15 protein-coding genes are annotated in these 13,933 nt (G+C 66.4%); 7 read left to right on the top strand and 8 right to left on the bottom strand.

Annotated features, from left to right (window positions below):
- On the bottom strand, window positions 1-227 hold a 227-nt coding region (locus G3N94_RS26035), incomplete at its 3' end, for a VOC family protein (protein WP_205795413.1).
- A 282-nt stretch (window positions 228-509) separates the two neighbouring features.
- On the opposite strand from G3N94_RS26035, the gene G3N94_RS26030 reads away from it, so the two are divergent.
- From G3N94_RS26030 to G3N94_RS26015, 4 genes are all read left to right on the top strand, one after another.
- Window positions 510-1,967 (top strand): PLP-dependent aminotransferase family protein, encoded by a 1,458-nt coding sequence (locus G3N94_RS26030; protein WP_205795416.1) that lies wholly within the window; start codon window positions 510-512, stop codon window positions 1,965-1,967.
- A 138-nt stretch (window positions 1,968-2,105) separates the two neighbouring features.
- Window positions 2,106-4,004, top strand: coding sequence for a molecular chaperone HtpG (gene htpG / locus G3N94_RS26025; protein WP_205795412.1), 1,899 nt, complete (start codon window positions 2,106-2,108; stop codon window positions 4,002-4,004).
- An 8-nt stretch (window positions 4,005-4,012) separates the two neighbouring features.
- A complete protein-coding gene (locus G3N94_RS26020) occupies window positions 4,013-4,600 on the top strand; it encodes a chorismate lyase (RefSeq protein WP_205795415.1) in 588 nt (195 codons plus the stop codon).
- Complete coding sequence (locus G3N94_RS26015) at window positions 4,600-5,076, top strand: DNA-deoxyinosine glycosylase (protein ID WP_205795411.1); 477 nt, start codon at window positions 4,600-4,602, stop codon at window positions 5,074-5,076. Before G3N94_RS26020 ends, G3N94_RS26015 begins: the two co-directional genes overlap by 1 nt.
- Before the next feature lie 25 nt (window positions 5,077-5,101).
- Here G3N94_RS26015 and G3N94_RS26010 read toward each other — a convergent pair whose 3' ends face one another.
- The 3 genes from G3N94_RS26010 to G3N94_RS26000 all read right to left on the bottom strand — a co-directional run bounded on the left by G3N94_RS26010 (window position 5,102) and on the right by G3N94_RS26000 (window position 6,570).
- On the bottom strand, window positions 5,102-5,269 hold the full coding sequence (locus G3N94_RS26010) for a hypothetical protein (protein WP_241022077.1): 168 nt from the start codon (window positions 5,267-5,269) through the stop codon (window positions 5,102-5,104).
- Window positions 5,260-5,661 carry a cupin domain-containing protein gene (locus G3N94_RS26005; protein WP_205795410.1) on the bottom strand — a complete coding sequence of 134 codons (402 nt, stop codon included), beginning with the start codon at window positions 5,659-5,661 and terminating at the stop codon, window positions 5,260-5,262. The genes G3N94_RS26010 and G3N94_RS26005 overlap by 10 nt, the downstream gene beginning before the upstream one ends.
- A gap of 81 nt (window positions 5,662-5,742) precedes the next feature.
- Window positions 5,743-6,570 carry an AraC family transcriptional regulator gene (locus G3N94_RS26000; protein WP_205795409.1) on the bottom strand — a complete coding sequence of 276 codons (828 nt, stop codon included), beginning with the start codon at window positions 6,568-6,570 and terminating at the stop codon, window positions 5,743-5,745.
- 87 nt (window positions 6,571-6,657) lie between these two features.
- On the opposite strand from G3N94_RS26000, the gene G3N94_RS25995 reads away from it, so the two are divergent.
- The 3 genes from G3N94_RS25995 to G3N94_RS25985 all read left to right on the top strand — a co-directional run bounded on the left by G3N94_RS25995 (window position 6,658) and on the right by G3N94_RS25985 (window position 9,563).
- The gene (locus G3N94_RS25995; protein ID WP_205795408.1) at window positions 6,658-7,575 is read left to right on the top strand and encodes a spermidine synthase; all 918 of its coding nucleotides are present in this window, start codon (window positions 6,658-6,660) and stop codon (window positions 7,573-7,575) included.
- A 198-nt stretch (window positions 7,576-7,773) separates the two neighbouring features.
- Window positions 7,774-8,016, top strand: a complete 243-nt coding sequence (locus G3N94_RS25990; RefSeq protein ID WP_205795407.1) for a DUF3311 domain-containing protein — start codon at window positions 7,774-7,776, stop codon at window positions 8,014-8,016.
- Complete coding sequence (locus G3N94_RS25985) at window positions 8,013-9,563, top strand: sodium:solute symporter (RefSeq protein ID WP_205795406.1); 1,551 nt, start codon at window positions 8,013-8,015, stop codon at window positions 9,561-9,563. The genes G3N94_RS25990 and G3N94_RS25985 overlap by 4 nt, the downstream gene beginning before the upstream one ends.
- Before the next feature lie 89 nt (window positions 9,564-9,652).
- Here the strand turns inward: G3N94_RS25985 and G3N94_RS25980 are convergent, their stop codons facing one another.
- The 4 genes from G3N94_RS25980 to G3N94_RS25965 all read right to left on the bottom strand — a co-directional run bounded on the left by G3N94_RS25980 (window position 9,653) and on the right by G3N94_RS25965 (window position 13,913).
- Complete coding sequence (locus tag G3N94_RS25980; protein ID WP_205795405.1) at window positions 9,653-10,105, bottom strand: VOC family protein; 453 nt, start codon at window positions 10,103-10,105, stop codon at window positions 9,653-9,655.
- A 208-nt stretch (window positions 10,106-10,313) separates the two neighbouring features.
- The gene (gene tal, locus G3N94_RS25975; RefSeq protein ID WP_205795404.1) at window positions 10,314-11,267 is read right to left on the bottom strand and encodes a transaldolase; all 954 of its coding nucleotides are present in this window, start codon (window positions 11,265-11,267) and stop codon (window positions 10,314-10,316) included.
- 210 nt (window positions 11,268-11,477) lie between these two features.
- A complete protein-coding gene (locus G3N94_RS25970) occupies window positions 11,478-12,686 on the bottom strand; it encodes a benzoate/H(+) symporter BenE family transporter (protein WP_205795403.1) in 1,209 nt (402 codons plus the stop codon).
- Window positions 12,687-12,737: 51 nt separating this feature from the next.
- Window positions 12,738-13,913 carry a VWA domain-containing protein gene (locus G3N94_RS25965; protein ID WP_205795402.1) on the bottom strand — a complete coding sequence of 392 codons (1,176 nt, stop codon included), beginning with the start codon at window positions 13,911-13,913 and terminating at the stop codon, window positions 12,738-12,740.
- Window positions 13,914-13,933: the final 20 nt, after the last annotated feature.

The raw sequence follows: 13,933 nt of genomic DNA, 5'->3' as shown, positions 1-13,933 counted from the left end.
CGGGCGCGCGGCGGCGCGTGGTCGGCCGGCGCGTCCGGATCGATCGCGATCACTTCCAGATAGACGCCGCCCCAGATGCCGAACAGCGCATTGTGGGTGCGCATCAGCGGATGACGGCCGCCACCGGCCGGTTCGACGCCGAGCGCGTCGGTGACGTGGCGCACGCCGTCGTCGAGCGTGCGGGCGGCGATGACGAGATGGTCGAGGGTCAGGGAATGGGCTGCCATGTACGTCGGAAATGTACGTCGGAAACGCGAAACTGTAACGGTAGGTGGGTGGCCTGCGCGGCGTGCGGCGGCAACGCCGTGCGCCGGCACCGCACCGGCCTGCGGGCCAGGTCCGGCGCAGATCGGTGCTCGAACTGGCGACCGAATCGGCAACCGCGCGGCAACCGCGCGGCAACCGCGCGGCAACCGCGCGGCACCCGGTGCGACTCACTGTAATCGTGCAGACCTGCACAGTAACGGTACAATCGGCGCGATACCCTTCGGTACAGTTGGAGCCCCATGATGTCCACCGTCCCGCTCGACCAGATTCCCGCCCCGCACGACACGGCCACGCTCACGCTCGTCGACCAGCTCGTCCAGTGGGCGCGGCGGCGCATCGACGAACGCGTGTTCCGCCCCGGGATGCGGATGCCGTCGATCCGCAAGCTCGCGCTCGACAAGAGCGTGTCGCGCTTCACCGTCGTCGAGGCGTATGAGCGCCTCGTCGCGCAGGGTTACCTCGATTCGCGGCGCGGTTCGGGCTTCTACGTGCGCGAACGGGCCGGCGGCCCGCAGCCGGTCGACCTGTCGGCGCGCGGCACCGAGGCGGCGCCCGTGCACAACACGATCGACGTCGTCTGGCTGCTGCGCAACATGCTGCACACCGTCAGCCCGGAAAAGGGGCCGGGTCTCGGCTATCTGCCGGGCCGCTGGCTCGACGGCGAGCTGATCACCGGCGCGCTGCGCGCGCTCGGGCGCCAGTCCGGCGCGCAGATGCTCGGCTTCGGTACCGCGCAGGGTTTCCTGCCGCTGCGCCAGCAGTTGCAGACGCGGCTCGCGGAAGTGGAGATCGGCGCGACGCCCGACCAGCTCGTGCTCGTGTCGGGCATCACGCAGGCGATCGACCTGATTGCGCGGATCTACGTGCGGCCGGGCGATGCGGTGATCGTCGGCGATCCGGCCTGGTTCCAGATGTTCGGCCGCTTCGCGGCGCAGGGCGCGCAGCTCGTCGGCGTGCCATACACGCCGGACGGGCCCGATCTCGACGCGCTCGAGACGCTCGTGCAGATGTGGCGGCCGAAGATGTTCGTGATCAACTCGGTGTTGCAGAACCCGACCGGCACGTCGCTGTCGGCCGCGCAGGCGTTCCGGATCCTGAAGCTCGCGGAGCAGTACGACTTCCTCGTCGTCGAGGACGACGTCTACGGCGACCTGTGCCCGCCGAGCTATCCGGCGACGCGGCTCGCGAGCCTCGACCAGCTGAAGCGCGTGATCTACCTCGGCAGCTTTTCGAAGACGCTCGCCGCGAACCTGCGGGTCGGCTATGTCGCGTGCGCGCCGGAGATCGCGAAGGCGATTACCGACCAGAAGATGCTGGTCGGGATGACGACGCCCGAGCTCAACGAGCGCGTGTTGTACAAGATCCTGACCGAAGGGCATTACCGGCGCCACGTCGAGCGGCTGCGCGCGCGGCTCGACGGCGTGCGCGACAAGACCGCGCGGATGCTCGAGCGCACGGGGCTGCGCCTGTTCACGATGCCGGCGGCGGGAATGTTCCTGTGGGCCGACACGGGCGTTGATTCGGACGCACTCGCGGCCGCCGCGCACGAGGAAGGTTTCCTGCTGACGCCGGGGAGCCTGTTCTCGCCGCAGCAGTCGCCGTCGACGTGGACCCGCTTCAACGTCGCGAACTGCGGCGATCCGGAGCTGCCGGGGTTCCTCGGGCGGTATCTGGAATCGGTTGCGCGGCGGGCGTCGTGACGCCCGCCGCCCTTGAAATCGCCCCACCCGTCCCCAGATAGGGGCGCACTACCCGCCCGCCGCCCGCCGCCCGCCCGCCGCCTGGTAAGCGCGCCGGGCGTCGGGGTCACACCATTCAAGTAAGAGGAAATACGATCCATGGCACACGAAACGATGAGCTTTCAGGCAGAGGTCAAGCAGCTCCTCCACCTGATGATTCATTCGCTTTACAGCAACAAGGAAATCTTCCTGCGCGAACTGGTGTCGAACGCGTCCGACGCGGCCGACAAGCTGCGCTTCGAGGCGCTCGCGAACAATGCGCTGTACGAGAGCGATCCGAACCTGCGGATCCGCATCGGCTACGACAAGGCTGCGCGCACGATCACCATCGAAGACAACGGCATCGGCATGAGCCGCGACGAGGCGATCGCGAACCTCGGCACGATCGCGCGCTCGGGCACCAAGGAATTCTTCTCGAAGCTGTCCGGCGACCAGCAGAAGGACGCGGCGCTGATCGGCCAGTTCGGCGTCGGCTTCTACTCGGGCTTCATCGTCGCGGACAAGATCAGCGTCGAGACCCGCCGCGCGGGCCTGCCGGCGTCGGAAGGCGTGCGCTGGGAAAGCGCGGGCGAGGGCGACTTCACGGTCGACGCGATCGAGCGCGCGCAGCGCGGCACGACGATCACGCTGCACCTGCGCGAAGGCGAGGACGAGCTGCTGTCGTCGTACCGGCTGAAGTCGATCATCCAGAAGTACTCGGACCACATCGCGCTGCCGATCCTGATGCAGAAGGAAGAGTGGGACCAGGAAAAGGGCGAGATGGTCCTGAAGGACGAGGACGAGACCATCAACCAGGCGAGCGCGCTGTGGACGCGTTCGAAGAGCGAGATTACCGACGAGCAGTACCAGCAGTTCTACCAGCACATCGCGCACGACCACCAGGATCCGCTCACGTGGACGCACAACCGCGTCGAGGGCCGCAGCGAGTACACGCAACTGCTGTTCGTGCCGTCGCACGCGCCGTTCGACCTGTGGAACCGTGACTACCGCGGTGGCCTGAAGCTGTACGTGAAGCGCGTGTTCATCATGGACGACGCCGAGCAGCTGCTGCCGCAATACCTGCGCTTCGTGAAGGGCGTCGTCGATTCGGCGGACCTGCCGCTGAACGTGTCGCGTGAAATCCTGCAGGAAAGCCGCGACGTGAAGGCGATTCGCGAAGGCGTGACGAAGCGCGCGCTGTCGATGCTCGAGGAGTTCGCGAACGCGGAAGAGGACGCTGGCAAGGAGAAGTACAAGACCTTCTGGGGCGCGTTCGGCCAGGTGCTGAAGGAAGGTCTCGGCGAGGATCACGCGAACCGCGAGCGCATCGCGAAGCTGCTGCGCTTCGCATCGACGCACGGCGACACCGACGCGCAGGACGTGTCGCTGGCCGACTACGTGTCGCGCATGAAACCCGAGCAGAGCAAGATCTACTACGTGACCGCCGATACGTGGCTGGCCGCGAAGAACAGCCCGCATCTCGAAGTGTTCCGCAAGAAGGGCGTCGAGGTGCTGCTGCTGACCGACCGCGTCGACGAGTGGATGCTGTCGTTCCTGAATGAATTCGACGGCAAGCCGCTCGCGAGCGTGGCGCGCGGCGACCTCGATCTCGGCGCGCTGAACGACGACGAGAAGAAGGCGCAGGAGGAAGCGGGCGAGGCGATCAAGCCGCTCGTCGAGAAGATGAAGGAAGCGCTCGGCGACAAGGTGAAGGAAGTGCGCGTCACGTTCCGCCTGACCGACTCGCCGTCGTGCCTCGTCGCGGACGACAACGACATGAGCGGTTACCTGCAGCGGATGCTGAAGGCGGCCGGCCAGAACGCGCCGGCGATGCAGCCGATCCTCGAGATCAACCCCGAGCACGCGCTCGTCAAGCAGTTGAACGCCGACAGCGCCGACTTCGGCGACTGGTGCCACCTGCTGTTCGATCAGGCGCTGCTCGCGGAAGGCGGGATGCTCGACGATCCGGCGAGCTTCGTGAAGCGGACCAACGCGCTGTTGCTGTCGCGCGCCGCGTGAACGCGCGGATGCGGTTCGACGGCGCTCAGGCCGGCTGGCGTGACACGCCGCGGCCTGGCTGCACGCTGGACCAGCGCGACTGGCTGACGCGCGGCGGCTCGCTGACCGCGCATCTCGCGCGGCTCGGCCGCGTGAGTGTGCGCGTGACGCGCGAGGCGGTCGATAGTCCGTGGTTCGACGAGCACGTGGCCGTCGCGGGCGCGCCGCGTGCGCCGATGTGGGTGCGCGAGGTGATCCTGTCGGTCGACGGCACGCCGTACGTCGCCGCGCATAGCATCGCGCCGCTCGGCGCGAGCAAGGGCATCTGGCAGGCGATGCGGCGGCTGCGCACGCGCCCGCTCGCCGAACTGTTGTACAGCGATCCGCAGGTCGAGCGCTCGGCGCTCGTCAGCCGCCGCGTGATCGCCGGCCATCCGCTGTATGCGCTCGCGTGCCATGCGCTCGGCGGCGAGCGCGCGCCGCACGCGTTCGCCGCGCGGCGCTCGGTGTTCCAGCGCCATGGTGCACCGCTGATGGTGACCGAATGCATGTTGCCGGCGTTGTGGCGGCACGTTGCCGCGTACGGCGACGTGCCGAGTCCGCGCGGAGCCGCGTGATGTTGCGCGGGTTTCCGCCGGTCGTCGGGCCGGACACGCATACGATCATCCTCGGCAGTTTTCCCGGCGAGGCGTCGCTCGACGCCGTGCAGTATTACGCGCATCCGCGCAATCAGTTCTGGCGGTTGTTGGGGGCGGTCCTCGGCGAGCCGGGCATGCATGAGCTTGCGTATGACGCGCGGCTCGAGCGTGTGCTCGCGAACGGCATCGGCATCTGGGACGTGCTTGCCGCATGTCATCGCGAAGGCAGTCTCGATTCGGCGATCCGGAACGCGACGCCGAACGACTTCGAGTCATTGCGGGAACATGCGCCGTTGCTGAAGAAGGTTTGCTTCAATGGCAAGACGGCAGGGCGGTTCGCCGACGTGATCGGCGCGGCGGGGTATGACACACTCGTGCTGCCTTCATCGAGTCCGGCGAATGCGATGCTGTCGTTCGAGCAGAAGTTGGTGCTTTGGCGCGGAATCCGCTCGTGACGGCTCGACAGCCCGCCATTCACCGTCAAAGCTCGAATGCGTCCATTTCGGCATCGAATCCACGGTAGGACAGATCCATATCCAGCCAGCGGACATATTCGCGGACCACGGCAACGAGGCTGCGCGTATCGGCTGGGAACGCGGCTTCGCGGACGATCGGCGTCGGCGTTTGCATCGCGGCTCTCAGATCCATACGTCGTTTTCGGCCGTTCTTTCGTTGGCCGTATCGCCGGTGTTGACGACGCCGCGCGGTTCGATCAGCAGCAGCTTCACTTCGGATTCCGCATAAGGCTTGTGCTCGACTCCCTTCGGAACCACCGCCATTTCGCCGGGGAGCAACTCGATCGAGCGGTCGCGGAAGTCGATGCGCAACCGGCCTTCGAGGACGATGAACGTCTCGTCGGTGTCCGCATGTCGGTGCCAGACGAAATCGCCGACGATCTTCACGACCTTGAACTGATAGTCGTTCATTTCGGCAACGACGCGCGGTTGCCAGTGGCCGTCGATCTGACGGATCTTGTCGAGCAGGTTGATCGTCTTGTGTTGACCGCGTTGCTCGGGTGTCGGTCGGGAATCGGTGTACATGGCAGCTCCGTTCGTGTGGCATCTGGAACGAGCTTAGGCCGGCCGCCGGCGAGCGGTCTTGAACGATTGTGCGCGCTTGCGCTAGCCGGCGCGCGGGCCGCCCATCATCGCGAGCCAGCGTGCGGGAGGCAGGCCGTATGCGTGACGGAACTGCCTGGTCATGTGGCTCTGGTCGGCGAAACCGGCGGCGGCCGCGGCGTCCACGAGGGACGTGCCGCGCAGCATCATCGCGCGTGCCATTTCGAGCCGGCGCATGACCAGGTAGTGATAGGGGCTGGTGCCATAAAAGGTTCTGAAATCGCGCGACAGGCTCCAGCGATCCTGTCCGCTGACGACGGCAAGCTCATCGAGCGTGACGGCGCGGGTGCACGATGCGTGCAGATACTCACGCACGCGCTGCAGCGCAGCGAAATCAGCGGATTTGCGCATCGCGCGTGTACCCGATGCGCTCTGCAGCGCGAGCGCGAGACCGACGAGCGCGTCGTCGCGTTCGAGCGGCTCCGCGCCGGCGCGCATCTGGCGCAGCGCTGTCTTCGTCGCGTCGAACAGGCGCGGATCGTTCGTGACGCCGCCTTCGACGAACGGTAGCGGCTTCCCGCCGAGCACGTCCTGAATCGCGGCCGGCTGCACGTAAATCATCTGATAGCGAAACCCGTCGATCGTGCCGGCCTGACCATCGTGTGCCTCGTCGGGATGCAGGACCATCGTCTGTCCCGGCAGGCTGCTGCGCAAGCTGCGCCGGTAGTGGAAGCACTGGACCCCGGCCAGGGTCACGCCGATCGCATACGTGTCGTGCCGATGCATCGAGTACGCATTGCCGTGAAAAAAGGCCTCGATGCGTTCGACTCCGTTGGGGGATTCCGAACGGGCAATCCAGTCGGATCGGACTTTCCGGGTGTCGCTGTTCATTGATCTCTCCGGCATCGAGCGGTACAGCCTACCGCAATGCTATCCTCTCGTCCGCAAATCCAAGCCTTATCCCTGCGAGATTCATTCATGACCCGACTGATCAAGCGCGCATCCGCCGAAGCGCGCGCATTCAAGCGCGACGAGCCGTCCGCGTACAACGGCTCCGCGAAACTCAAGCTGCCGCGCGTGAAGCGCCGCACCGACATCGACGAGCACGACGACGTGCCCGTCCTCGAAGCACCGCGCAAGCCGCGCTTCGCGCCGGTGACGTTCTCGGAAGAGCGCGGCGTGCGCTACCTGCACTTCGGCACCGAGTGGGTGCAGGGCGCGATGCGGATCTCGAAGCCGCTCGCGATCGAACTCGAATATGCGCAGCAGATGATGGCGTGGCTGCTGTTCCTCGAAACGCCCGAGCGCATCGTGCAGCTCGGGCTCGGCACCGGCGCGCTGACCAAGTTCGCGCACCATTTCCTGCCGCGCGCGAAGGTCGACGCCGTCGAGCTGAACCCGGCCGTGGTCGTCGCCGCGCGCACGATGTTCGCGCTGCCGCCCGACGATGCGCGCCTCGCGGTGCACGAAGCCGACGCCTGGGACTTCGTCAACGATCCGGCCAACCGCGGCACGACGGGCGCGATCCAGATCGACCTGTACGATGCGACCGCGCGCGGCCCCGTGCTCGACAGCGTCGCGTTCTATCGCGCGGTGCGCGGCTGCCTCGCCGACGCAGGCATCGCGACGATCAACCTGTTCGGCGACCACCCGAGCTTCGTGCGCAACATGAAGCACCTGAACGCGGCGTTCGGGAATCGCGTGATCGCGCTGCCGGAAGTGCACGACGGCAACCGGATCGCGCTCGCGTTCTCGGGCCCGGCGCTCGACGTGCCGTTCGCGCAGCTCGACGAACGCGCGAAGCTGGTCGAGGACACGCTGAAGCTGCCCGCGCGCAAATGGGTGAAAGCGTTGAAAGCATCGGTCGCCACGGGCGCGACGTCGTTCACGATCTGACGCTTCATGCACCGGCCACATGCCGGTGCAACCACTCAGCGGGGACGGATCACCTCGGGTTCGCCCCTGCTTGACCGCCCGCCTGCGGCTCCTATACTTGCGCGAAGCCAGGGGAGCCGCAGCTTACCCGTTTCGCCGCTCCTCTCGCCGCCGTACCCGTTCAAGAACACCGATAACCGGGAATGATGAGGAGACGTCATGGCTCACGATGCCGACGCCAACCGGGCCGCGAAGCGCTGGCTCTGGCTGCTGGTGCTGCCGCTGATCGCGATGGTCTGGGTGCCGTCGTACAACAAGGTCGATCCGCAATGGCTCGGCTTTCCGTTCTTCTACTGGTATCAGCTCCTGTGGGTCTTCATTAGCGCGGTGATCACCGCGTTCGTCTACTTCAAGACCCGGAACGCGTGGAAGGCGGGCAGCACGCAAGGAGACCGTCGATGAATCTTGCCGCTACCTTCGTCTTCGTCCTGCTGTTCATCGGCGTCACGATCATCGGTTTCCTCGCCGCGAACTGGCGGCGCGGCGATCTCGCGCATCTCGACGAGTGGGGCCTCGGCGGCCGCCGCTTCGGCACGATCGTCACGTGGTTCCTGCTCGGCGGCGACCTCTACACCGCGTACACGTTCGTCGCGGTGCCGGCGCTCGTGTTCGGCGCGGGCGCGATGGGCTTCTTCGCGCTGCCGTACACGATCCTGATCTATCCGTTCGCGTTCGTCGTGTTCCCGAAGCTGTGGAGCATCGCGAAGCGGCACGGCTATGTGACGTCCGCCGACTTCGTCAACGCGCGCTACGGCAGCCGCATGCTCGCGCTTGCGATCGCAGTGACGGGCATCGTCGCGACGATGCCGTACATCGCGCTGCAACTCGTCGGCATCGAGGTCGTGATCGGCGCGCTCGGCTTCGACACGAACGGCTTCGTCGGCGACCTGCCGCTGATCATCGCGTTCGCGATTCTCGCCGCATACACGTACACGTCGGGCCTGCGCGCGCCCGCGATGATCGCGATCGTGAAGGACATCCTGATCTACATCACGATCGCCGCGGCGGTGATCGTGATCCCGGCGAAGCTCGGCGGCTTCGGGCAGATCTTCGGCCATGTGCCGCCCGCGAAGCTGCTGCTGAAGGCGCCGGACGCGGCGAGCCTGAACGGCTTCAGCGCATACGCGACGCTCGCGATCGGCTCCGCGCTCGCGCTGTTCCTGTATCCGCACTCGGTTACCGCGATCCTGTCGTCGTCGTCGGGCAACTCGATCCGCCGCAACATGGCGATGCTGCCCGCATACTCGTTCGTGCTCGGCCTGCTCGCGCTGCTCGGCTACATGGCGCTCGCGTCGGGCGTGAAGGACATGCCGCAGTACGCGCCGTACTTCAAGGCGTTCGGCCCGAACTTCGCGGTGCCCGCGCTGTTCCTCGAGTATTTCCCGTCGTGGTTCGTCGGCGTCGCGTTCGCGGCGATCGGCATCGGCGCGCTGGTGCCGGCGGCGATCATGTCGATCGCGGCCGCGAACCTGTACACGCGCAACATCCACCGCGAGTTCATCAACCGCAACATGTCGCATGACCAGGAGACCCACGTCGCGAAGCTCGTGTCGCTGATCGTGAAGGTCGGCGCGGTCGCGTTCATCCTCGGGCTGCCGCTGACCTATGCGATCCAGCTGCAGTTGCTCGGCGGGATCTGGATCATCCAGACGCTGCCCGCGATCGTGCTCGGCCTGTATACGCGCGTGCTCGACTATCGCGGGCTGCTGCTCGGCTGGGCGGCCGGCATCGTCAGCGGCACGTGGATGGCGATCTCGCTGAAGCTCGCGAGCTCGATCTTCACGATCCACCTGTTCGGCTATGCGATCCCAGGCTATGCGGCCGTGTGGTCGCTGGTCGTGAACCTCGTCGTCGCGATCGTCGTGAGCGTGATCGTGCGGGTGGCGGGGATGGCGCATGCGGAAGACCGCACGCGGCCGGAAGACTATCTCGACGTCGTCGAAAGCTGATGCGGGCCGCGCGCGGCATCGCGCCGCGCGTGGGGCCCGCGGAAATGCAAACGCCCGCCACCCCGGAAGGTGGCGGGCGTTTCAGCTCGTCAGCCTTGCGCGCGCTCTGCGAGGTCGTCGCGCTGCGACAGATCCTCGACGTTGATCATCCACTGCACGCCGAAGCGATCCTTGACCATCCCGAAGCCGAGCGCCCAGAAGGTCTTCTGGAACGGCATCGACACCTCGCCGCCGTCGGCGAGCGCGTCGAACAGCTTCTTGCCTTCGTCGACGGTCGCCGGGTTCAGCGACAGAGAATAGCCGCTGTGCGTGCCGCCCGTATTGCGGCAGTCGCCGTCCGAGCACATCAGCATCGAATCGCCGATCGTGAAGCTCGCATGCATGACCTTGTCCGCCATCTCGGGCGTGATCGGCTGCTCGGGGTTCGGCGGCGCGTCCTTGAAATGCATCTTGAACATCGTCTTCGCGCCGAGCGCCTTTTCGTAGAACTGAAGGGCAGCTTCGGCCTGACCAAAGAAGGTCAGGTACGGTTGAACTTGCATCGTCGTCTCCTGTTGTCCGGAGCGAGCGCAATCGCGCGCACTCTGGTGTCATACAACGTTGACCGGGAAGAACGCATCGGGAGCGGCCGGTGCGCCCGTGTCGTGGATTGTAGTGCGCGAGATTGACCGTCGGATGAAAAAATAAAAACGGCCGCGAACATCGTGTTCGCGGCCGTGTCGGGCAGGGGCTGCTGCCGGCTCCTGACGCTCAGCGCAGCGCGTCGATCATCTTCTCGAGCTTGACCGCGTCGGCGGAGAACTGGCGAATGCCTTCGGCCAGCTTCTCGGTTGCCATCGCCTCGTCGTTCAGCTGGAAACGGAACGACGACTCGTCGATCGCGACGCGCTCGGTGGGCGCATCGGCGAGCGCTTCCGGCGACAGCTTGCGCGTGACCGTCTCGTTGCTGTCCTGCAGCTTCTGCAGCAAATCGGGACTGATGGTCAGCAGGTCGCAGCCTGCGAGCTCGGTGATCTGGCTCGTCGTGCGGAAGCTCGCGCCCATCACCTCGGTGTGGTAGTCGAAGGTCTTGTAGTACGTGTAGATGCGGCGCACCGACTGCACGCCCGGATCGTTCGCGCCGCCGTTCGTCGCCTCATCCCACTCGGCGCCGGCCTGCTTCTTGTACCAGTCGTAGATGCGGCCGACGAACGGCGAGATCAGCTGCGCGCCGGCTTCCGCGCACGCGGCGGCCTGTACGAGCGAGAAAAGCAGGGTCATGTTGCACTTGATCCCTTCCTTCTGCAGCACCTCGGCCGCGCGGATGCCTTCCCACGTCGACGCGAGCTTGATCAGGATGCGCTCGCGGCCGATGCCGGCGGCTTCGTAGAGCTTGATCAGTTCGTGTGCCTTGTCGACGGAGCGCTGCGTGTCGAACGACAGGCGTGCGTCGACTTCGGTCGACACGCGGCCCGGGATCAGCTTCAGGATCTCGGTGCCGAACGCGATCAGCAGGCGGTCGATGATGAAGTCGGTGCTTTCGTTGCGGTGATCGCGAACGGTTTTTTCGAGGATCGGCTTGTACGCGTCCTTCTGCACTGCTTTCAGGATCAGCGACGGGTTCGTGGTCGCATCCTGCGGCTTGTATTGCGCGAGCTGCTGGAAATCGCCCGTGTCGGCGACGACGGTGGTGTACTGCTTGAGCTGGTCGAGTGCGGTAGTCATGGCGATTCGAGAAGAGGGCGCGATGCGCCGGGGTTCTCACGGGCCGCGCGGACGCGGCGGCGAAGCGAAGCGGCGCACGGGGCGCCGCCTCCGATCCGCTATTCTAGGCCGGATTCGCGTCGCGCATGTTTCGCAGGGCGGACGATCGCGCCCGGGGCGGTTTTGCCACGCGCGAGAACGGGGTCGGGCACGCGCATGCGCGTGCCCGCCCTATGCAGGACGGCGCGCGTTGAGGATCACCTGCGTGACGATCCCGGCGACGAGCCCCCAGAACGCGGAGCCGATCGACAGCAGCGTGAGGCCCGACGCGGTCACCATGAACGTGACGAGCGCCGCTTCGCGCTGCTTCACGTCCTGCATTGCGTTCGCGAGGCCGCTCATGATCGAGCCGAACAGTGCGAGCGCGGCCACCGACACGACGAGCGCCTTCGGCAGCGCGGCGAACAGCGCGGCGATCGTCGCGCCGAAGATCCCCGCGATCAGGTAGAACGTGCCGCACCACACGGCGGCCGTGTAGCGCTTCGTGCGATCTTCATGTGCCTCGGGGCCCGTGCAGATCGCCGCGGTGATCGCGGCGAGGTTCACGCCGTGCGAGCCGAACGGCGCGAGCACGAGCGACGCGAGGCCGGTCGTCGCGATCAGCGGCGACGACGGCGTCTGGTAACCGTCCGCGCGCAGCACCGCGATGCCTGGCACGTTTTGCGACGCCATCGCGACGACGAACAGCGGAATGCCGATGCTGACGATCGCCGCGACCGAGAACGCGGGCATCGTGAAGACCGGCTTCGCGAGCGCGATATGGAATCCGCTGAAGTCGAGCAGGCCGAGCGCACCCGCGACCACGGTGCCGGCGACGAGCGTCATGACGATCGCATAGCGCGGCGCGAGCCGCTTGACGATCAGGTACGTGAAGAACATCGCGAGCACGAGCGCGGTCTGGTATTGCGCGGCGCGGAAGATCTCGATGCCGATCTCGAACAGGATGCCTGCGAGCAAGGCGGCGGCGATGCCGGCCGGAATCCTGCGCATCAGCGTGTCGAACAGGCCGCTCACGCCGACCGCGGTCAGCAGCAGCGCACAGACGACGAACGCGCCGATCGCCTCGGCGTAGGGCACGCCGGGCAGCGACGCGATCAGCAGTGCCGCGCCGGGCGTCGACCACGCGACGACGACGGGTGCGCGAAAGCGCAGCGACAGGCCGATCGTCGTCACCGCCATGCCGATCGACAGCGCCCAGATCCATGACGAGATCTGCGCGTCGGTCAGGTGCGCGGCGCGACCGGCCTGGAACATCAGCACGAGCGAGCTCGTATAGCCGGTCATCATCGCGACGAAGCCGGCGACGAGCGCCGAGACCGACGTGTCCGAGAAAAAACGACCGCTCGCGCGGCCCGCGCGCGCGGTGGGCGACTGATTCATGCTATCTCCGGGAGGGGCCGCTCGAACGCGGCCTTCGTGTTGGCTGGGTTGTTATTTGCTGAGTGCGCGCATTGCGGTTTCGAGGCCCGCGAGCGTGAGCGGATACATGCGCTGGCCGAGCAGGTCGCGAATCACCGCGACCGACTGCCGGTATTCCCATAGCCGCTCGGGCTCGGGGTTCAGCCACGCATGATGGGGGAACTGGTCGGCGAGCCGGCGCAGCCACACGGCGCCGGCTTCCGGGTTGTTGTATTCGACCGAGCCGCCGGGCTGCAGCACTTCGTACGGGCTCATCGTCGCGTCGCCGACGAAGATCAGCTTGTAGTCGGGCGTGAACTTGTGCAGCACGTCCCACGTCGCGGTGCGCTCCGCGTGGCGGCGCCGGTTGTTCTTCCACAGATGGTCGTACACGCAGTTGTGGAAGTAGTAGAACTCGAGGTGCTTGAATTCCGCCTTCGCGGCGGAGAACAGCTCTTCGGTGCGCTTGATGTGGTCGTCCATCGAGCCGCCGACGTCGAGCAGCATCAGCACCTTCACGTTGTTGTGGCGCTCGGGCACCATCTGCAGGTCGAGCCAGCCCGCGTTCGCCGCGGTGCTGCGGATCGTGCCGGGCAGGTCGAGCTCCTCGGCCGCGCCTTCGCGCGCGAAGCGGCGCAGCCGCCGCAGCGCGACCTTGATGTTGCGTGTGCCGATCTCGACCGAGTCGTCGTAGTCGCGGAACGCGCGCGCTTCCCACACCTTGACCGCGGTGCGGTTGCCGTTCGACGGCCCGCCGATGCGCACGCCTTCCGGGTTGTAGCCGCCGTGCCCGAACGGCGACGTGCCGCCGGTGCCGATCCACTTGTTGCCGCCTTCGTGCCGTTCCTTCTGCTCGTCGAGCAGTTGCTTCAGGCGCTCCATCAGCTTGTCGAGCCCACCCATCGCGTCGATCTGCGCCTTTTCCTCGGGCGACAGCTCGCGCTCGAGACGCTTCTCGAGCCAGTCGAGCGGGATGTCGAACGCGTCGGCTGGCAGCGCGGACACGCCGTGGAAGTATGTGCCGAACGCCTGGTCGAACTTGTCGAAATACTGCTCGTCCTTCACGAGCGTCATGCGCGCGAGGTAGTAGAACGCATCGATCGACGGCGCGATGAGTCCGGCCTTCAGCGATTCGAGCAGCGTCAGGTATTCCTTCACCGAGACGGGCAGCTTCGCTGCGCGCAGCGCGTAGAAGAAATTGAGCAACATGGCCGGGCCTTCGCGACGGG

Source organism: Burkholderia sp. Ac-20353, assembly GCF_017104785.1.
Classification (GTDB): domain Bacteria; phylum Pseudomonadota; class Gammaproteobacteria; order Burkholderiales; family Burkholderiaceae; genus Burkholderia.
The sequence above is the reverse complement of the archived record's forward strand: the minus strand, read 5'-3'. Positions and strand labels throughout refer to the sequence as shown.

Bases quoted from the DNA above. Each gene is read 5' to 3' on its own strand.
- G3N94_RS26015 (WP_205795411.1), top strand. From the start codon at position 4,600: ATGTTGCGCGGGTTTCCGCCGGTCGTCGGGCCGGACACGCATACGATC.
- G3N94_RS25970 (WP_205795403.1), bottom strand. From the start codon at position 12,686: ATGAATCAGTCGCCCACCGCGCGCGCGGGCCGCGCGAGCGGTCGTTTT.
- G3N94_RS26010 (WP_241022077.1), bottom strand. From the start codon at position 5,269: ATGGATCTGAGAGCCGCGATGCAAACGCCGACGCCGATCGTCCGCGAA.
- G3N94_RS25980 (WP_205795405.1), bottom strand. From the start codon at position 10,105: ATGCAAGTTCAACCGTACCTGACCTTCTTTGGTCAGGCCGAAGCTGCC.
- G3N94_RS25995 (WP_205795408.1), top strand. From the start codon at position 6,658: ATGACCCGACTGATCAAGCGCGCATCCGCCGAAGCGCGCGCATTCAAG.
- G3N94_RS25965 (WP_205795402.1), bottom strand. From the start codon at position 13,913: ATGTTGCTCAATTTCTTCTACGCGCTGCGCGCAGCGAAGCTGCCCGTC.
- G3N94_RS26030 (WP_205795416.1), top strand. From the start codon at position 510: ATGTCCACCGTCCCGCTCGACCAGATTCCCGCCCCGCACGACACGGCC.
- G3N94_RS26000 (WP_205795409.1), bottom strand. From the start codon at position 6,570: ATGAACAGCGACACCCGGAAAGTCCGATCCGACTGGATTGCCCGTTCG.
- G3N94_RS26005 (WP_205795410.1), bottom strand. From the start codon at position 5,661: ATGTACACCGATTCCCGACCGACACCCGAGCAACGCGGTCAACACAAG.
- G3N94_RS26020 (WP_205795415.1), top strand. From the start codon at position 4,013: ATGCGGTTCGACGGCGCTCAGGCCGGCTGGCGTGACACGCCGCGGCCT.
- G3N94_RS25990 (WP_205795407.1), top strand. From the start codon at position 7,774: ATGGCTCACGATGCCGACGCCAACCGGGCCGCGAAGCGCTGGCTCTGG.
- htpG (WP_205795412.1), top strand. From the start codon at position 2,106: ATGGCACACGAAACGATGAGCTTTCAGGCAGAGGTCAAGCAGCTCCTC.
- G3N94_RS25985 (WP_205795406.1), top strand. From the start codon at position 8,013: ATGAATCTTGCCGCTACCTTCGTCTTCGTCCTGCTGTTCATCGGCGTC.
- tal (WP_205795404.1), bottom strand. From the start codon at position 11,267: ATGACTACCGCACTCGACCAGCTCAAGCAGTACACCACCGTCGTCGCC.